The organism is Cupriavidus sp. LA-1 (assembly GCF_055385985.1).
In genome coordinates this window covers 1,172,965-1,191,444 of record NZ_AP031388.1, presented here as the reverse complement: position 1 = coordinate 1,191,444, position 18,480 = coordinate 1,172,965, and the positions used below count along the sequence as shown (strand labels likewise).

The window sequence follows — 18,480 nt, the reverse complement described above, 5'->3', positions numbered from 1 at the left end:
CTGCCCGGCAAGCCCCCTCCTGGCAGCGGGCGCAAGCCCTAGCGATCGCGTCCGCCCTGCGATAGCACCCACAGCATTACCCCCACGGCTTCCGCCTGGGATCGCGTGTGGGTCTTGTCGAAGATCGCCCGCAGTTGCGTGCGTACCGTGGCGAGCGAAACGCTGGCGCTGGCGGCGTACTCGTCGGGGCTCTTGCCGCAAATCAATGCTTCGGCCACAGCCGCTTCGGCCGCTGACAGCCTGAAAGCCCCCTGCAACTGTCTTGCATTCACCAGCGGCGCCGCGCCGCGCCGCCTGGCGGTAACGAGGAGGGTTGCATCGCCGAACGCCGGGCGTGCGACCAGGCCGGGAACACCGGCGATATTAAGGAAGATCTCGGGCGGCGCCCCCGCTGCGGCCCGCAGTGCCAGGCTTTCGCCCTTGCGCGTCTTCCCCACGCGCGCCATGGCCGCCTGCAGGCCATCGTTGTCGGCCGCGGTGGTCGACGCCAGGCGCCCATGCTCCAGCTTCAGGCAGGTGGTTGCGCGCAGCATCGCTTCGGCAGCGCGGTTGGCAAAGACCAGCCGAAAGCCTCGGTCCAGTGCGAACACCGCAAGGCCCAGTTGCTCCATCAGTTCATTGCCAAGCGCGGCGTCGCGATGCAGGATCCTGGCGTCCTGCCAGAGGTTGATGGAACGCTGCAGGTGCCCGACCAGGCCCGCTGCCGCGGCGCGATCTTCCAGTGTGTAGGGCGGCCTGTCTTTCATCCGCAGCAAGCCCAGCAGGATGTCGTCACTGCCGGCGCGAGCCAGGCGTACACCCATCAGATAGCGCAACCCTGACGGTAGCTGGTAGTCCTGGAAAAACTCGCTACGCGCGATGTCCTGTTCGGAGAGGTGATCCTGGCAGCAGACAAAGTTGCCGATGGCCGCGGTTTCGACAAAGCTGCGCCGCGGATCCAGCGCGCCATAGTACTGATCGTAGCGCTCGATGGTGGCATCCCAGTTCATATCGGGCGTGTAGATCGACAGGTGGGGAGCGTTGCGCAGTGCATTCCAGCTGAACATGTGGAATACATTGGCGCCCAATGATTCGGCGACGGTCTGAAACACCTCCAGAAAGCCGTCCTCGCGGACGGCGGCCTCATAGAGGTCCCCGATGAGATGATCCCTTGGCACTTCCTCTCCCAGAATCTGGCAATTCAGTATTCGCTTAATTGCCACAATGCTGACGGCCTCTTTCGGACCTGACTAGCTTGCACAAGGTATCAGAAGATTAATTCCCCTCGCATTGGGGGTATCTGCTGATTTCCTTTAAAAGAAGGGGTGGAACTGGCCGCCTGCTATGCGCCGCCCGAGGGGCCGTTTCTAGCGGACACCCATGCCGGGCTCGGCTTTCGGCACGCCGGTGATGCGGGCAACGCCAAGATCGACCAGCCAGACCAGCAGCAACGTCACGCCCGTCATGGGAAAGACCAACCCCAGCAACCCCAGTCCCGCCACCCAGGCACGCATCGGAGGCAACGCGGCAGGGTGTGACGGGGCACCCAGGGCGCGGGTGGGCTTGCGCCGGATCCACATGATGAAGCCGGTCGCTGCGAGCCCCATCAGCCCAAGCGAAATTGCCGCGCAAAGGATCTGATTGGCAATGCCGAAATAGCGGCCCATATGCAGCGAGGTGCCATACGAAATCGCCTTGGCCACGGGGCAGTAGTCGACGTACCGGATGTCCTTGACGACTGCGCCGTTGTACTGGTCGATATGCAACGTGCGCTCGCCCCTGGGATCGCTGGGGAAGCATGACACCGTAAAGACCGCTGCGACGCCGGACAGCAGCAAGCGCGGCCACCACATGGCAAGGCCCGCAGCTTTCGTGGGGCAAGCATATCGCGCCATGACCCCGGGGGCCGTGCGACCAAATGACGCGTCGGCGACAGGGCTGCCGCCCGACCTCAGCCCGGCTGTTCGCGGTGTACGGAATGCTTCCTGGTTGGTCCCGACAGCCAAGGCGGCCTGACTACGGTTGCGTCGCCGTGTCACATGGCATCGTAGTCAGACGGCGTTTATCCTCACGGCCAAACCAAAAACATGGAATCGTGCCAGCACCCTTGGTGCAGATTCACAACCATAAGAAATGAAACGAGCCAAACCTTGGCGCCGCGCAGCGGTGCTTCCTGCCGCTGCCCTGTCCGGCGTTGCCCTGGCGCAGGCTTTGCCTGCGGCCGATACTGAAGTCCCCACGCTGCCAACCATCACCGCCCGAGCCAATGCCGAAGGCTCGCTGACGGCGCCAGGCTTGGCGCGGCAACGACAATCGCTGTTTCAGTCAGCGGGTTCTGTCGGCTTTGTCGACGCTGGTTCCTACAGCAACACCTACGCGTTCGACTTGCGTGATGTGCTGAAGGACTCGCCTGGTGTCTATGTCCAGGAGCGCTACGGGCAGGAGCTTCGGCTGTCGGTCCGTGGATCCGGGATCGCGCGCGGTTATCACACGCGTGGCATCGAAATCCTGCAGGACGGCGTGCCGACGAACTTTGCCGACGGCAGCGGCGACTTCTACCAGATCGATCCGCTTGGGCTGGCTGCGGCTGAGGTCTACAAGGGCGGCAACGGGCTGGCCTACGGCAGCACCACGCTCGGCGGCGCGATCAATTTCACCACGCCCACAGCGCTGACAGCCGAGTCCCCTGACCTGGTGCGGCTTGACGGCGGCAGCTTCGGCACCGTGCGGGGCAGCGGCCAGGTATCGCGCCAGATCGGCGCATGGGATTTTCTTGTCAATGGCACGCTCAGCCACTCGGAGGGCTATCGCAATCACGAGCGCGGCCAGTATGAACAGATCAATGCCAATGTCGGCTACCGTTTCAGCCCCGCGGTTGAGACGCGCTTTTACTTCGGCGCCTATATTGTCGACCAGTTGCTGCCTGGCGCGCTGTCTCTCAATGCTGCATTGAACACCCCGCGCATGGCGTCGGCCAGTGCGCTTGCCGGCGACCAGGCGCGCAACACGCGGACCGAGCGCGTGGCCAATGTCACCAGCGTCAGGCTGGAGAACGGGCAGATCGACTTCACCACCTGGGGCATCCACAAGAGCCTGTACCACCCGATCTTCCAGGTGATCGACCAGGATAGCTGGACCTATGGCGTTGCGCCGCGCTACACGGGCCAGTTCACCGTTGCCGGCCTGCGCAACCAGGTGATCGCCGGGCTGCGCTTCTTTGGTGGCAACAACGACGCACGCCAATACGTCAACATCAATGGCGGTCGCGGCGCGCAAACGCTCAATTCAAGGCAGGATGCCTACAACTACGAGGCATACCTGGAAGACCGGCTCTATGTGTCACCCACCGTGGCCCTGATGGCTGGTGCGAAGGCGTACCGGAACCGGCGCGAGTATACGGACTACGGCGGGTTGCCGGCAAATCCGACGCCAAAGGCCGATGCCACCACCTACAGCGGTGTGAATCCGAAATTCGGCATGATCTGGGAGCCAAGGAAGGAGGTCCAGGCCTTTATCGACATTACCCGCAGTGCGGACGTGCCTGACTTCTCCGACCTGAACCAGACCATCGGCACCACGCAGCGCTTCGTGCCGCTTGCCGCGCAACATGGCTGGACGATCGAGGCGGGCACCCGTGGCCAACACGATCGTTTCGGCTGGGACCTTACCGTCTATCGCTCGCTGCTGCGTGACCAGTTGCTGCAGTTCACGGTCAGTCCCGATGTGCCTGCGTCGACGTTCAATGCCAACAAGACCATCCTGCAGGGGGTTGAGTTGGGCGCCAGCGCCGACGTGCTGCGCGACGTGATCGGCAAGGGCGACAAGATCACCGTGTCGCAACTGTGGAACTACAGCGATTTCCGCTTCGATAACGATCCGGTCTACGGCAACAATCGCATTGCCGGCGTGCCGAAACATGTATTGCGCACGACGCTGGCCTACAGCCGCGGATCGCGGCTGCGTGTGGCGGGCACGATCGACTGGGTGCCGACCGGTGCCTACGTGGACTACGCCAACACGCTGAAAACGCCGTCCTATGTGCTGTTCGGGATCGAAGCCAGCTACGAGTTCGACCGCGGTGTGACACTGTTCCTTGACGCCCGCAACCTGGCCGACAAGCGCTACATCAGCGACTTCAGCACTGTCACCGATGCGCGTACGGCAAATACCGCGGTGTTCTATCCAGGTGTTGGCCGGGCCTTCTATGCTGGCGTGAGGTATAAGTTCTGATGACCCGGCACGAGGCAGGTGGCACGCCTGTCTCGCAGATCCTTCGGTGACGCGTACTTCTCCGCAGAATTAGCCTGACCAGTCACGAGCGCGGCATGTTGCAGCCGGTTGCGGAGTGAACGGTCCGCAACCGCCCGGCAAAGTCAGGGAAATACCGGCGCAGGCCACGTGATAAAATTCGCGTGCGAACTAAAAGACATCCTATACCGGTCCCAGACATGGAGCATCGTCTCGTCTATCTATTGAACGTCGGCCAGCGCCGGCTGCAGCGGTGGTCACAGGCACGCACGGCCGCGGGTGGCGTGACCGCGGCGCAGGCCGGGCTGCTTTTTTTCCTGGGCACGAACGACGGCGCGCTGATGAGCGAGGCTGCCGCGGCACTGGATCTGGGCGCGCCCGGGATGAGCGGTCTGGCAGACCGGACTGAAAGAGCGGGCCTGATCGAGCGCCGGTCGGACGAGTTCGATGGCCGTGTATCCCGCCTTTGGCTGACCGAGGCAGGGCGCTCGGCGCGCCAGCGCTCCAAGACCGGCATGAAGGCATTGAATGCCAGGCTGACCGAAGGTTTCACCGCGGCCGAGATCGACGTGGTGGCGCGCTGGCTGACCAGCCTGCAGACGAAGTTTCCGGGCGCCGACGAGGGCGACGCGTAACCTGGCCCGCGGCTGGACAGTGCGGCCCCGGCTTACTGCCGGGCGGCCTTGCTGAAGTCAGGCTTGCGCTTCTCGGCGAAGGCCAGGAATGCTTCCCTGGCCTCGGCGCTTGCCAGTCGCTGCTCGAAATGGGCGCTTTCGCTGGTCATTTGGGAGACCAGTTTCTCCGCGTCGCGCATGAGCTTCTTCATTGCGCTCAGGGAACCGGCGGGTTTGGCGGCAATCTTCTCCGCCATCCGGCGCGCGTCCGCCCGCAGTTGATCGTTGGCGCAAACCTTGTTCGCGATGCCCCATGCCATGGCGGTCTGCGCGTCAAGCGGCTCGCCCAGCGCGAACAGCTCGAAGGCCCTGACGTGCCCGATGCGCAGGGGCAGCAGGTAGCTCGAAGCCGCCTCGGGAACCAGGGCGAGGTTGACGAAAGGCGTGATCAGTTGCGCATCCTGCGCGAGCACGACATAGTCGCAATGCAGCAGCATGGTGGTGCCGACGCCGACGGCCTTGCCGTTGACCGCGGCGACAATCGGCACCGTCGCGTTCGCAAGGGCGTGCAGAAAGCGGTGCACCTGGCGTTCGCCGGGGCCCTTTCCCGCCGCGATCGCGGCGAACTCTCCCACATCATTGCCCGCCGTAAAGCTGTCCCCGTCCCCCTGCAGCAGCAGTACCCGGATATTGCTGTCGTGCTGCGCCTGCTCGATGGTGTCGGCGAGTGCGCCGTACATCTCGTTCGTCAACGCGTTCTTCTTGTCCGGCCGGGCAAGCGTAATCGTCATCACGCCGCCGGTCAGGTCGGTACGAATTTCCGGGATCATGGTCGGTCTCCAGGTGGGCTGTGGGATGCCGTGCAGGCATTGGATCAGGTTCGCATGCGAAGTATATAGATAATTCGCACGCGAAGTAAACCGACGGTACGGTATCAGCGCTGAGTGCTCGGGAAAGGAAGTGAACAGGCCACCTGCGCAGGCTCCGACTCCGCCGCGCCAGAGGTCTGCGGACGTTCCTGCTGAACTTCCGGGCTTTCCGGCTCTCCGTTCCTTGCTGTCAAATCTGTTGGCCACCGGAGACGCCTCACGCTGGAATTTGTTCGCAAGAGGCGGAGTGCTTGCGCCGGGCGGCATGGCTACAGTGATTCCAATCGCTACCCGCAGCGAAACCAATGAGGATGTCATCATGCAACTGCGTCTCAGCCATCTCGCGTCGCCGCTGGGCGACATACTGCTCGTTACCGACGCCGGGGAGACGATCCGCGCGCTCGATTTCGCCGATCACAGGGCACATCTGCATCGGCTGCTGCGCGAGCACTATGGCAGCACGAACCTTGTCGACTCACAGGCGCCCTGGCGAATCGCCGACGGACTGGCGCGCTACTTCTCGGGCGAGCTGGACGCGCTTGCGGCGCTGCCGACGGCGACTGCCGGTTCGGACCTGCAGCAACGGGTATGGGCGGCGCTGGCCCGTATTCCGGTGGGCACGGCCACGGCCTACGGCAAGCTGGCCCGTGAACTGGGCTTCACGGACCCGCGCGCCGCCATCGATATCGGCGCGGCAATCGGCGCCAATCCCATCGCTATCGTGGTGCCATGCCATCGTGTCATCGCCAGCAATGGCGACCTCAAGGGCTATGCATGGGGCCTGCACCGGAAGCGCTGGCTGCTGGAGCACGAGAAGGCCCTCCGGCCTCAGTCGGCGGCCCCGCGAACGGCAACGCTCCCTGGGTTCTGAGACCAGAAGGCGCTCAACATGAGCCACGCCAGGACCTGGATGCTGATCGGGCCGGACGGCAAGGCGTATGCAAGCCCGGTGCCGGGCACGCTGGGCGCCCATCGGGGCGCGAAGATCTATGGCCGCCTCGATTGCCGCGCCGCGCGCCAGGCAATCGCCCGCGGCGGCTATGTCAGGCACCGGGTGTTTTTTCTCGACGAGACCACGGCCATCGCGGCCGGATACCGGCCTTGCGCCGTCTGCATGCCCGAGCCGTACGCCGAATGGAAGAAACGGCTGCACAGGTAGCCGCCTCCGGCGGTTGATTTCTCCAGCACTAGATGGGCAGGCTTGCCGCCTTGAACCGCTTCCAGCGGCGGCGCAGCGGCTGCCTGTCGGCGCTGACGCACCCTGCGATATAGCCGCGCGCATAGCCGCAGCCGACGGCCAGTTCCTGTCGCTCGGTTCCCAGGCGCAGCAACAGCTTCTCGGCAACCGCCATATCGTTGCGCCAGCCCAGGTCATCCTGCAGGCGCGCCAGGTGCCGGCGGTAGCGGCGCACTTTCTTGTCGGCAAACAGGGATCCAAAGAACTCGGTGGCGTAACGCAGCTTCTTTGCGGCAATACGCGCACGATGGCGCCGTTGCTCGTCGATCCTTGCCATGTCCCGCCCACGCTTGAGCAACCTGCGTTGCCGCTGGCGCAACGTGGTCAGCGCGAAAGCGCTGGCGGGGCCGGTGAGCGCCGCGCGCTGTGCCTCGTCAAGGCCGTGGCGCCAGTCCGCGCTGCCCAGCCAGTGATTCAGTGTCAGGATCAGGCGCGTGTAGCGGTCAGCGTTCACGGCCTGTGCGGCGCGCTGGCGGAAATCGGCCGCAGCCGCCATTGCCGCGGCGAGCACCGCATCCGCCCTCGTATCTTCCGGTGCCCCCTCGAACGCGGCGCGCAAGGTGGTGTTGGCGAGCACTTCCCAGTCACGCGCGGGGCCGAGTTGATCGGCAATCCATTTGAGTTCCGATTGCAGTGCGGGCGGGCAGGCAATCAACGGTGCGAAGATATCGAGCGCGGAGCGCAGGCGACGCAGCCCGATTCGCATCTGGTGCACGCTTTCCGGATCTGTGCCGTTGACGACGCCGCGTTCGTTCTGCGAGATATGCGCCATGCAGTTCCGCGCAATGCACTGAAACGCGGCTTCGGCCGAACCGGCTTCGGCCAGTTCGAGGGGCTCTGCCCGCGCCGCCTGGCTGGCCTCGCCAGCGACCAGCGCATAACCACGATCGCCCTTGCTGAGGCGGCACAGGCGCATGGGCACGGCATCGAGCAATTGCAGGGCAAACGCCGACAGATGGGCCGGCTCCCCGGCCTGGATCTCCATCTCAAGCTCGCGGATCGGCTCGGTGATATCGTTGGCGCGGACATTGCCACGATCGACGGCCAGTTCGACCTCATCCCCCTGCGGCAAACGCAACAGCAGGACCGTGCGCCGGACATCGGTGACGAAGATCGGCTTGAGGCGCTCTGCCAGTTCGCCTTCCCGGAGCAGTGTCCCTAACGCCGTGCCCTCGGGCAATTTGTCGCGAAGCGCATCAAGATCGGGCACATTGCCGGGGATGGCCGACTCAAACTCTTCCCGCTCGTAAAGTGCCCCATGCTGCGTACCGCAGGTCTTCAGCGTCTGCACAAAATGGTCGCCCGCCTGCCGCACGCGCAGCGATGCGTGCACACGCCGGAACGAAAGGTCCGGTGTATCGAAATACGTGCTCACCAGCCTGTCTTCGTGTGGCGGCTCCACGCTGCAGGAACACAGCAGGGGCAAGCCGACCAGCCCTTCGGCCTGGTCCTGCAGCAATTCGAGCTTGAGTTCGCGTTCCATCTGGTGTCCTGTTCCGTAGATAGCTTGCCAGGATTTCATGGCAAGGTATTTGCGGAACAGGACACTAGCCTGGCATCGCGGTGCCCTCGAATTGCGCGAATACCCGCGCCTGGACTGCGTTCATGACGGCAAGGACCTCGTCGCTGGCCGGACCGCTGACGGTCACGCCGGTGGCGTCCTTCGGCTTCGAGCCGGGCGGGTCGAAGACAAAGAGCGTATCGAACTTGCCAGCCGATTCCTTCTTCAGGCGCCGGTTAAGTGCCTTGAGGTATCGCTTCTTGTCAGCTTTTGACATAGGTTCCAGGGTTATCTGCGATGTTGGTCAAATGACGCCCACTGCAGCGGCGCCGGAATGGTTTTGTGCCGTGGCGTTATTGCCAGTTCGGCAAGCCAGCGGCAAGATTATCTGGATTATCTGCTTAATAAACTGATTTGCCCCCGGATCTCGCCGCCAGGCCGCGCTGTCAATGCGACTGGTTTGCATTAGGCTCTCTGTCTGCGAAGGGTGTTTCGCGCTCCCGCAGGCGCTGCAGCGATCTGGTCAGCCTGGCGCCGTAGGTGCGATCCGCGGCCAGCAGCAGGGTTTCTATGCTCTGCTCCAGTCCTGCGAGCTCACTGTCGCCGGCTTGCCGGCTCGCCTTCATGTCCTGGAATTCGTTGGCAATGCGCTTGCCCAGCTTGCGCACAAACTCCGGGTCGAGGTGGCCATGCGCCGCCGCACCCCCGATATGCTCGATCAGGCCCTTCAGACCCTCCGGGGTGGTCTCGGTGGCAGGTGGTATATCGTGGGACATTGAAAACTCCGGTGGGCAGGTCAGATTATTCTAGGCATCGGATGCCCGTGCCGTGCTACGTATTTCTTGGCGGCGGTGCAATCAATTTCGCCTCGATATGCGTGATGCGCCAGCTAGAATCTGGAAGGATTCTCCCCGCACGCACTCAAATCATGAAACACGACTCCGATCCCATGCAGAACGCGTCACCGACCGCCTTGGAGAAGCGGCGCCTCGATACCCTGGTGGATCCGGATGGTTTGTCGAACGGCAACGAGCTCTATATCAACCGCGAACTCAGCCAGCTGGCGTTCTTTGGACGCGTGCTGGAGCAGGCCGCCGATGCCGCGGTGCCACTGCTGGAGCGCCTGCGTGCCCTGTGCACCTTCAGCAGCAATCTGGATGAGTTCTACGAGATCCGCGTGGCGGGCCTGAAGGAACAGTGCCTGCTCCAGTCTCCGGTTGCCGGCCCGGACGGGCTGACGCCGCAGGTAATTTATGCCATGGTCAATCAGCGGGTCCGGGAGCTGGTCGATCAGCAGTATCGCCTCTTCAATGACGTGCTGATCCCGGCCATGGCCGAGCAGCAGATCTGCTTCCTGCGCCGGCCGTCGTGGAACCCCGCGCAGGCGGCATGGATCCGGGAGTTCTTCTTCGCCGAACTGATGCCGGTCCTGACGCCGATCGGGTTGGACCCGGCGCATCCGTTTCCACGGGTTCTTAACAAGAGCCTGAACTTCGCGGTTGAACTCGAGGGCAAGGATGCGTTCGGGCGCAACTCCGGCTATGCAATCGTGCAGGCGCCACGCGCGTTGCCACGCGTCATCGCACTGCCAGCGGATATCGCCGGATGCGAGCACGGCTTTGTTTTCCTCTCCTCCATCCTGCACGCCCACGTCGGCGAACTGTTCAGTGGCATGGCAATACGCGGCTGCTACCAGTTCCGCGTGACCCGCAACAGCGAGCTGTTTGTGGACGAGGAAGAGATCAAGAACCTGCGCGAGGCACTGCAGGGCGAGCTGCCGCACCGGCATCTTGGCGATGCGGTCCGGCTGGAGGTGGCGGACAACTGCACGCCGGCCATGACGGCGTTCCTGCAGGAACAGTTCGGCCTGGCGCCTGGCGAGGTGTTCTCGGTCAACGGACCGGTCAACCTGGTTCGCCTGATGCAGGTGCCGGATCACGTGGACCGGCCGGAGCTGAAATACCTGCCTTTCAGGCCTGGCCTGCCAAAGGCCCTGCACGATTGCGCCGATATCTTCCGCGCCATCCGCGATGGCGACATCCTGCTGCATCATCCGTTCCAGTCCTTTGCACCGGTAGTGGATTTTGTCAGGCAGGCGGCACGGGATCCCGATGTGGTAGCAATCAGCCAGACGGTATATCGCGCCGGGCACGACTCGGTCCTGCTCTCGGCACTCATCGAGGCTGCGCGCAACGGCAAGGAGGTCACCGTGGTGGTGGAACTGCTGGCCCGCTTCGACGAGGAGGCCAACCTGGGTTGGGCCGCGCAACTGGAGGAAGTCGGCGCGCATGTGATCTACGGCGTGGTAGGTTTCAAGGCACACGCCAAGATGGTCATGGTATTGCGGCGCGAAGGCGGGAAGCTGCGGCGCTATGTGCATCTCGGCACCGGGAATTATCACAGCCAGACTACGCGCACCTATACGGATTTTGGCTTGCTGACCGCCAATGAGTCGCTGACGCAGGACGTGGCGCAAGTGTTCAGCCAGCTGACCGGGCGCGGCCAGACCCATGGCATGACCCATCTCTGGCAATCGCCTTTCACCATGAAGAAGGAGCTGCTTGCAGCGATCCGGCGCGAAGCCGGGAACGCCAGGGCCGGCCGCAAGGGATGGATCATTGCCAAGATGAACGCACTGCTTGAGCCGGAACTGATCCAGGCGCTGTACGATGCCTCGCGTGACGGCGTCCGTATCGATCTGATCATCAGAGGTGCATGTGCGCTGCGCCCCGGCGTTGCCGGTCTGTCTGAGAACATTCAGGTCAAATCGGTCATGGGCCGGTTTCTCGAGCACTCGCGCATCTTCTATTTTCACGATGACGGGGCGGAAAGGGTCATGCTGTCCAGCGGTGAATGGATGGAACGAAGCCTGTCGCGGCGGATCGAGATCTGCTTCCCTATTCTCGATGCCAGCTTGAAAGAGCGCGTCATGGCGGAAGGGCTCAGACCGTACCTGACAGACCGCTGCGACGCCTGGCAGATGGCGCCGGATGGAAGTTACGTGCGCCAGCCCTCACGTGAGGGTGAGGCTGCGCAAAATGTGCTGCTGTCAGCGTTGACGTGAGGCGTCGTCGTCCGGTATCGCGCAATCAACAGATGACATAAACATGACTGTCATCATCGCCCGGCAGCAGCCGTAGAGGCATGGTGCGGGCGGGTAGCGCCCCTTTTCGTCGCCAGAGACAAGGTGGCCGTCCAGAGTGGGACGGCCTTTTTGTTGCCGGTGGCAGAAGACGTGGACCGTTCTGTCCTGTCCTCATAGGGCAGCAATCTGCTAGCCTGAAATGCGCAGGTGCCTGAAAGGGTAGTCGTCGGACAAGGGAAGAACAATCATGAAGCCAATGCACGATTGCCGGTTGTGCTTTCTTCACGCCTTGGGACGGCAAGCGGCAATCCTGCTGCTGTTGCTGGGCGCGGTCGCGATGGCACACGCCGGGGATATCTCGGGAGCGGGCTCAACCTTTGTCTACCCGCTGATGTCGAAATGGGCGGCGACTTACTACGCCCGCACCGGGAAGCAAGTCAACTATCAGCCCACCGGATCGGGCAACGGCATTCGCCAGATCCGCTCCGCCAGCGTGACCTTCGGCGCCACGGACATGCCGCTCAAGCCCGAAGACCTGCGCGCGGCGGGCCTGATGCAGTTTCCAATCGTGGTCGGTGGCGTTGTGCCGGTGCTGAACCTGGACGGCGTGGGTCCGGGCCAGCTACGCATGACTGGCGCGCTGCTGACGGACATTTACCAGGGCAAGATCGTCAACTGGAATGACCCGGCCATTGCGGCGGCTAATCCAGGCATGGCGTTCCCCGACCAGAAGATCGTGGTCGTCCATCGCAGCGACAGTTCGGGGACCACGTTCAACTGGACCGACTACCTCGCGAAGGTCAGCCCGCAATGGGGCGCAACCGTTGGCGCCGGCACGACCGTGAAATGGCCGGTGGGTGTGGGCGCAAGCGGAAACGAGGGGGTTGCCGCCTATATTCGCAATGTGAAGGGGGCCATTGGCTATGTCGAGCTGACTTACGCATTGCAGCGCAAGCTGTCCTATGCCGCCGTCAGGAATCGCGACGGTGTCTTCGTGCAGCCAACGCGCGAAAGCTTCAGCGCCGCGGTCACCGGGGCAGATTGGAATCCGCAGGCCGATTTCTACCAGGTACTGACGAATGCAGCCGGCCCGCAAGCCTGGCCGATTACCGGTGCCGTCTTTGTCCTGATCTCCAGGACGCGTGGCAACGCCACTGAGACCCGGGATGCGATCGCATTCTTCAACTGGGCGCTTTCCGAGGGGCAGGCCGACGCGGCCGCCGAGTACTATGTCGCGCTCCCCGCCGGTCTTGTCAGGCACGTCGAGGCGTACTGGAAGACAGCGCTGCCATGACGGGGACGACACCCGGCGAGTCGACTTGAATGCACCGTGCCGGGGGAAGTTCAGGTGCAACCACCAGACGGCAGCTTGCGCGGTTCCACTCTTCTCCTATCTGTACTACAGTGGTTCGGCATCGGTTCGTGCAGCAAGGCGGGTTCACGTGTAGCCGGACCTCCGCAGATCTGATGGGATGCGTGGACTAAACCTTGCTTATTCCCGAGGCTGCCAATGGCGACACCATCTCATTTCATGCAGTGCTATTCGCGCGCACCGGAGTATGTCGTCGATGCCGGCGCGCTTTCCTGCCCGCTCTGTAACGAACGCTTTGCTGCCGGCGCACGCTATGCGGATCAGTATGGCGTCGGCGTTGCGCTGTATTGCCAGCATCATTCGCAACTGCTGGTCGCACGGCCAATGTGGGACAACCAGGTCGAACTGACGATAGCGGGCCCGCTGACGGAAAGCGCGGCCATGGAGATTGTCTCGAAGGCCAACGCGGAGCAGCAGCACCTTACCTATGGCCTTGACCCGACGCATTGATGCAAGGCCAGGCGCGGTGGCCGGGCTGACACCTATCTAGTGTCCTGAATCGCAAGTTCGTTGCATAAGTCTGCCGATAAGCTGCACGATCCGTCGTCGCGAATGCTCGCAAGGCTTCAGCCTTGCTGCGCTTCGCTCCTAGGCTCGCGCACCTTCTCGACAGACTTATTTCTGCAACGAACTTCCGACTCAGGACACTAGGCCAGCAGCAGCGCCCCCGCATGGAGCAGCACGCCCACGGCGCCACCGACGAAGGTGCCGTTGATGCGGATGAACTGGAGGTCGGGGCCGATCTCGGCTTCGATCTTCCGGCTGACTTCGTCGGCGTTCCAGCTCTGCACGACCTCGGTGATCAGCGTGGCAATCTGGCGCCCGTAGCGAAGCATCACGGTGCGCACGAGATCCAGCCACCATGCGTTGAGCTTCTCCTGTATGCCTCGATCGTCCGCAACGGATTTGCCGATGGCGGCCAGTGCGGCGGCCATCGTGCGGCGGCTCACTGACCGCTCGCTGCCGATATCGGCGCTCAGGCGCGCGCGCGCACGCTCCCACAGGGTCCGGTAATAGTCCTGCCGCCTGAGATACCGGATGCAGTCCCGCATCCATGCCTTGCCGACGCGCCGGTAGTCGTCGGAGGCATGCAGCTTGCTGATCTGTTCCTGCACGGCGGCGTCGAACTGCTGGCGCAGTTCGTGGTCGGGACTGGCCACCACTTCATGCAACAGGGCAATGATGCCTTCCACGAACCGGTTGACGATGTAGGCATCGAGCAGCGCCGGCGTGTACCGCGATGCCTCGCCGAACTTTGCCTTGACCACGTCCGAGTTGGCGGCAAGCCAGCGCTCCAGCGCCCGCAGCCCGTGATCGAGCAGCGGTTGATGGCGATCGCCCTCGGTCAGGATGGTCAGGACATTGCCGGCAAGGCGGGAAACGTCAAGCGTGCGCAGTTGCGGCACGACCGTGCGTTCGAAGAAGCGTGCGACTTCCTTGTCGTCGAAGCTGCCCAGCAGGGCGGGGACCGAGTCAGCAATCGAATCGGCAATGATCCGGCTGTGGTCCGGCCGGGCCAGCCAGGCGGCCACGGCTGCGGCCGTGTTCTGGCCGCGGAGCCTGTCGGCAACAATCTCCGGGGTCAGGAAATTCTGTTCGACGAAGCTGCCCAGGCCACTGGCAATCCGCTCCTGGTTGCGCGGGATGATGGCCGTGTGCGGGACCGGAATGCCGAACGGATGGCGAAACAGCGCCACCACCGCGTACCAGTCGGCGATGGCGCCGACGGTGCCCGCCTCGGCGAAGGCGCGCAGCCATGCCAGCGCGGGATAGTCGCGCTGGAACACGATGCTCACGACCAGCAGGCCGATCATGGCGGCCAGCAAGCATGTCGCGGTGACCCGCATGCGGGTCAGCCGCTCCTGCTTGCGCCATTCAGGCGTCATGGCCGCAGCCGTGCGCCTGCCTGTCCTGCTGCCGGTCAGATAGCTCAGCACGATGCTTGTCGAAGGAACTTCCGGATCACGGGTGCGACATCTCCCGCGCGTGCAATCAGGAACAAATGGCCATCATCGATCACGTGCAGCTTCGCCTTTGGAATGCGCGCGGCCAGTATCCTGGCGTTGGTGAGCGGCACGATGGGGTCGTCATTGCCATGCATGACCAGGGTGCACTGGCGTAGTGTACCGAGCCAGGGCAGGCTGCTCCACCCCCAGGCGGCCAGCAGCTGATAGACGTAGCCGCGCCCGCGTGGCGGCTGGAGGTGCCGGGCATGCTCGGTCAGCAGATGGGCGTTGGTGCGGTACGCGCCCCCGTAGATCTGCGCGCCGATCTTCTCCAGGTAGGCCGGGTCCGTATAGCGGCGCGGCATGACCAGCTTCGACAGGACCGAGAGCTTGCCCGGCACCATGATCACGCCGGGCGAAGTCGCCGCCAGGATCAGCCGGCGGCACCGCGTCGGATACAGGTGCGCAAACTGCTGGGCGAGCGCACCGCCCCACGACACACCCAGCACGTCCACCGGCCCGTGGTGGCCGAGCCGCGTGAGCAGCTTGTCGGCCATCACCGCCAGGTTCGAGAAGCGATAGGGCACCAGCGGCACCGGCGAGCCGCCGACGCCTGGCACATCGAAGATGATGACCCCGACGTCTCCCAGGGCCTGGGCGAATGGCTCGACCAGTTCGAGGTTGGCGCCGATGCCATTGAAGACCAGCAGCGGCGGCGATGCGTCGCTGCCGGGGCGCATGCCCACGCGCAGCGCCTGGCCATCCAGGTCGATGGTCTGGATCTGCAAGGCGCTGGCCGCCTCGGGGATGATGTTGTCGTCATGCATTGAGGTGGCTTTCCGTATGGGGCACCGCGTTTGGGGACCGGCGTCCGGCGTGCCGGCGCCGGGTCACTTGGCGGGTTGCAGGCGTGCCTTGAGCTCCTCCACGTTCTCCGTCACGCGCTTGCTGATGGCCGCGAAGCAGTCCGCCTGGGTCTTGTAGAGAGTATCGGCCAGATCCTGCATGTTCGTCACCGCCTTGCGCAGGCTCTGCTGAACGACCTCGCCGGCGCTCCCGGACGCCTTCGCATCGGCTGCGGTGCGTTGTACGATCAGCGACTGCGCGTCGGCCATGGCTGCGCGCAGGATGTCGGCCTGCTTCTGGCCAAGCGCCTGCATGCCGGTCAGGGCGGTGCTGTTGGCGGCCAGCAGCGCTTCAATGTCCTTGCGGCGCGATTCCAGGACCGCACTGAGGTCGAGGCCCGGCAGCCTGAACTGCTTGATCATGCTCGTGTACTGGGTGAACAGGTTGTTCGGGGTGATGGATTCCATGATGAAGATCTCCGGATAGAGAGGGTTGCGAAAAACGTGAGTCATGCGCGCAGCGTGCCTGCTTACTCGGCGACATAGGTCCCGGGCGCGGCGGCAAGCGGCGGGTGGCGTTCATTGCCGGGCGCGGCCGGCGCCGGGCGCAGGTTACCGGAACGCTCGGCCAGCCACTGGCACCAGTTGCCCCACCACGAGTCCGCCTCGGGCCTGGCGCCCAGCAGCCAGTCGTCCGGGCTCTCAGGCAGATCCGGGTTGAGGAAGAACCTGGCCTTGGGGTTGCCCGGCGGGTTGATCAGGCTCTGGATATGGCCGCTCGAACTCAGCGCGAAGCGGGTATTGCCGCCAAAGGTGCGCGCGGTGTTGTACACGCCTTTCCACGGCGTGATGTGATCCGTGATGCCGGCTACCACGTACTTGTCGCACGACACTTCGGACAGGTCGATCGGCGTGCCGAGCACGGTCAGCGCGCGCGGCCTGGCGAACAGGTTGCCGGCAAAGATGTCGAGCAACTGGCCATGGAACTTCGCCGGCAGGCGCGTGGTGTCGTTGTTCCAGTACAGGATGTCGAAGACCGGCGGCGCGTTGCCCAGCAGGTAGTTGTTGACCCAGTAGTTCCATACCAGGTCATTGGGCCGCATCCAGGCGAACACGCGCCCCATGTCCTCGCCTTCCAGCACGCCCTTCAGGATGCTGGCCTGCTTGGCCGCCGAGATGCTCTCCGGCGTGGCAAACAGACCGATCTGCGAATCGGCGGTGCTGTCGAGCACGGCCACCATCAGCGTGGACGCGTTGACGAGCTTTTCCTTGCGGGCCTCCAGGTGGCCGAGCAGCGCCGCCATCGTCATCGCGCCGGAGCAGGCGCCGTGCAGGTTCACGTCATCGCTGCCGGTGATATCGCGAATCGCGGCGATGGCTTTAATCAGCGCGCCGACATAGGTATCCATGTCCCAGTCGCAATGTTCGATGGTCGGATTGCGCCAGCTCACCACGAACACCTGGAACTGGTTCCGCAGCATGTAGTCGACAATGCTCTTGCCTTCGGAAAGGTCGAAGACATAGAACTTGTTGATCTGCGGTGGCACGATCAGTTGCGGGCGCGCATACACATCGGGCGTGGCCGGCGTGTACTGGATCAGTTCGAGCACCTCATTGCGGAACACCACCGCGCCGGGCGAGGTGCCGAGGTTCCTGCCGACTGCGAACGCGCTCTTGTCCACCTGGGACGGCATGCCCTGGTTCGTCAGCGCGTCGGTGACGATATTGCGCAGTCCGGCAATCAGGCTGGCGCCGCCTGACTCGATGACCTTCCTCAGCGCAGCCGGATTGCCGAGCAGCGTGTTGGTCGGCGACAGCGCATCGGTCATCAGCGACAGCACGAACTGCGCGCGCTCCTTGCTCTGCTCATCCAGCGCCGAGCGCTCGACGAAACCTGACAGCGCATGGCACCAGGCCAGGTAGCCTTGCATCGACATGCGGTACAGCGGATTGTCGTGCCATGCCGGGTCCGAGAACCGCCGGTCGCCCTTTTGCGGCGCGGTCGTCGATTTGCCGGCCAGCACCGACACCAGCTCGCGCGCCAGCGCGGCTTCCTGCTCCAGCAGCTGCACGGGGTGGCGCACCGCCTGTACGCCAATCTGCTGTGCGCTGGCCATGATGTCGCGCGCGCGCATGCCGATGAACGGGTTGGGCCCGCGCCGGCGTGGCCTGGGTTGCGTCGCGCTTGCGTGCGCTGTGCTGCCGCTCTCGCGCTTTTCGGTTGCTGCCGTCATTGCTGTCTCCTCATGCCTCGAGTCTTGCCCTGGTGCTGGCCGGTGTGTCATGCCACCAGCAGCGCCAATGTCTCCGCGAGCAACGCCGGCTTGCTTTCGCCGTCGATCTGCAGTTCGTTCGCCATCTTCACCATGTAGCGGCCGTTGCCCTTGTCCTCGACGGACAGCAGGGTCACGCGGCCGCGCACCCGTGAACCGGCCTTGACCGGCGCCATGAAGCGCACCTTGTCCAGGCCGTAGTTCAGTCCTGACGAAGCGTCGCCGGGGATGAGCCCGATCTCGATCGCCAGCGAGGCCAGCAACGACAGCGTCAGGTAGCCGTGCGCGATGGTTCCGCCGAACGGGCTTTCGCGCTTTGCGCGCTCCACGTCAACATGGATCCATTGCCTGTCGCCGGTGCACTGCGCGAAGGCGTCGATGCGTGCCTGGTCGACCAGGACCCAGTCCGATGTGCCCAGTTCGCGGCCGGCAAACTCGCCCAGCGTGGCCATGCTGTATCCGGGGATGCTCATGGTGGTGTTTCCTTGATATCAATCGATCGGTCGGGAAG

General features: G+C 63.9%; 18 protein-coding genes. 7 read left to right on the top strand and 11 right to left on the bottom strand.

Translation table 11 applies throughout. From position 1 onward, the window contains the following. Positions 1–38 precede the first annotated feature (38 nt). Together ACZ5MJ_RS24625 and ACZ5MJ_RS24620 are read right to left on the bottom strand one after the other, a co-directional pair. On the bottom strand, positions 39–1,157 hold the full coding sequence (locus ACZ5MJ_RS24625; protein WP_464226288.1) for a helix-turn-helix transcriptional regulator: 1,119 nt from the start codon (positions 1,155–1,157) through the stop codon (positions 39–41). 189 nt (positions 1,158–1,346) lie between these two features. After that, entirely contained in the window at positions 1,347–1,832 is a 486-nt protein-coding gene (locus ACZ5MJ_RS24620; protein WP_464226287.1) for a PepSY domain-containing protein, read from the bottom strand. Positions 1,833–2,112: 280 nt separating this feature from the next. Between ACZ5MJ_RS24620 and ACZ5MJ_RS24615 the strand changes: the two genes are divergently transcribed. After that, positions 2,113–4,209, top strand: coding sequence for a TonB-dependent receptor family protein (locus ACZ5MJ_RS24615; protein WP_464226286.1), 2,097 nt, complete (start codon positions 2,113–2,115; stop codon positions 4,207–4,209). A gap of 218 nt (positions 4,210–4,427) precedes the next feature. Further along, the gene (locus tag ACZ5MJ_RS24610; protein ID WP_464226285.1) at positions 4,428–4,862 is read left to right on the top strand and encodes a MarR family winged helix-turn-helix transcriptional regulator; all 435 of its coding nucleotides are present in this window, start codon (positions 4,428–4,430) and stop codon (positions 4,860–4,862) included. Positions 4,863–4,894: 32 nt separating this feature from the next. On the opposite strand, the gene ACZ5MJ_RS24605 is transcribed toward ACZ5MJ_RS24610, so the two are convergent. Beyond that, positions 4,895–5,671, bottom strand: coding sequence for an enoyl-CoA hydratase (locus tag ACZ5MJ_RS24605; RefSeq protein ID WP_464226284.1), 777 nt, complete (start codon positions 5,669–5,671; stop codon positions 4,895–4,897). A gap of 358 nt (positions 5,672–6,029) precedes the next feature. On the opposite strand from ACZ5MJ_RS24605, the gene ACZ5MJ_RS24600 reads away from it, so the two are divergent. Together ACZ5MJ_RS24600 and ACZ5MJ_RS24595 are read left to right on the top strand one after the other, a co-directional pair. Continuing rightward, positions 6,030–6,581: a methylated-DNA--[protein]-cysteine S-methyltransferase gene (locus ACZ5MJ_RS24600; protein ID WP_464226283.1), complete on the top strand. Its 552-nt coding sequence runs from the start codon at positions 6,030–6,032 to the stop codon at positions 6,579–6,581. A gap of 18 nt (positions 6,582–6,599) precedes the next feature. Next, the gene (locus tag ACZ5MJ_RS24595) at positions 6,600–6,869 is read left to right on the top strand and encodes an Ada metal-binding domain-containing protein (protein ID WP_464226282.1); all 270 of its coding nucleotides are present in this window, start codon (positions 6,600–6,602) and stop codon (positions 6,867–6,869) included. 28 nt (positions 6,870–6,897) lie between these two features. Here ACZ5MJ_RS24595 and ACZ5MJ_RS24590 read toward each other — a convergent pair whose 3' ends face one another. From ACZ5MJ_RS24590 to ACZ5MJ_RS24580, 3 genes are all read right to left on the bottom strand, one after another. Continuing rightward, entirely contained in the window at positions 6,898–8,430 is a 1,533-nt protein-coding gene (locus ACZ5MJ_RS24590) for a CYTH and CHAD domain-containing protein (RefSeq protein ID WP_464226281.1), read from the bottom strand. A 64-nt stretch (positions 8,431–8,494) separates the two neighbouring features. Then, positions 8,495–8,725 carry a hypothetical protein gene (locus ACZ5MJ_RS24585; RefSeq protein ID WP_464226280.1) on the bottom strand — a complete coding sequence of 77 codons (231 nt, stop codon included), beginning with the start codon at positions 8,723–8,725 and terminating at the stop codon, positions 8,495–8,497. Between the two features lie 169 nt (positions 8,726–8,894). Next, positions 8,895–9,224 (bottom strand): hypothetical protein, encoded by a 330-nt coding sequence (locus ACZ5MJ_RS24580; protein WP_464226279.1) that lies wholly within the window; start codon positions 9,222–9,224, stop codon positions 8,895–8,897. Between the two features lie 152 nt (positions 9,225–9,376). On the opposite strand from ACZ5MJ_RS24580, the gene ppk1 reads away from it, so the two are divergent. The 3 genes from ppk1 (at position 9,377) to ACZ5MJ_RS24565 (ending at position 13,355) form a co-directional block, all read left to right on the top strand. After that, a complete protein-coding gene (ppk1, locus tag ACZ5MJ_RS24575) occupies positions 9,377–11,512 on the top strand; it encodes a polyphosphate kinase 1 (RefSeq protein ID WP_464226600.1) in 2,136 nt (711 codons plus the stop codon). Positions 11,513–11,822: 310 nt separating this feature from the next. Further along, positions 11,823–12,827 (top strand): phosphate ABC transporter substrate-binding protein PstS, encoded by a 1,005-nt coding sequence (pstS, locus tag ACZ5MJ_RS24570; protein ID WP_464226597.1) that lies wholly within the window; start codon positions 11,823–11,825, stop codon positions 12,825–12,827. A gap of 216 nt (positions 12,828–13,043) precedes the next feature. Then, complete coding sequence (locus tag ACZ5MJ_RS24565; RefSeq protein WP_464226278.1) at positions 13,044–13,355, top strand: hypothetical protein; 312 nt, start codon at positions 13,044–13,046, stop codon at positions 13,353–13,355. A gap of 197 nt (positions 13,356–13,552) precedes the next feature. On the opposite strand, the gene ACZ5MJ_RS24560 is transcribed toward ACZ5MJ_RS24565, so the two are convergent. From ACZ5MJ_RS24560 to ACZ5MJ_RS24540, 5 genes are all read right to left on the bottom strand, one after another. Further along, complete coding sequence (locus tag ACZ5MJ_RS24560; protein ID WP_464226277.1) at positions 13,553–14,842, bottom strand: DUF445 domain-containing protein; 1,290 nt, start codon at positions 14,840–14,842, stop codon at positions 13,553–13,555. Next, positions 14,836–15,678, bottom strand: a complete 843-nt coding sequence (gene phaZ, locus ACZ5MJ_RS24555; RefSeq protein ID WP_464226276.1) for a poly(3-hydroxyalkanoate) depolymerase — start codon at positions 15,676–15,678, stop codon at positions 14,836–14,838. The genes ACZ5MJ_RS24560 and phaZ overlap by 7 nt, the downstream gene beginning before the upstream one ends. Before the next feature lie 63 nt (positions 15,679–15,741). Beyond that, a complete protein-coding gene (gene phaP / locus ACZ5MJ_RS24550) occupies positions 15,742–16,164 on the bottom strand; it encodes a TIGR01841 family phasin (RefSeq protein WP_464226275.1) in 423 nt (140 codons plus the stop codon). Between the two features lie 62 nt (positions 16,165–16,226). After that, entirely contained in the window at positions 16,227–17,831 is a 1,605-nt protein-coding gene (locus tag ACZ5MJ_RS24545) for an alpha/beta fold hydrolase (RefSeq protein ID WP_464226596.1), read from the bottom strand. 146 nt (positions 17,832–17,977) lie between these two features. Further along, positions 17,978–18,442, bottom strand: a complete 465-nt coding sequence (locus ACZ5MJ_RS24540) for a MaoC family dehydratase (RefSeq protein WP_464226274.1) — start codon at positions 18,440–18,442, stop codon at positions 17,978–17,980. Between the last annotated feature and the right edge of the window lie 38 nt (positions 18,443–18,480).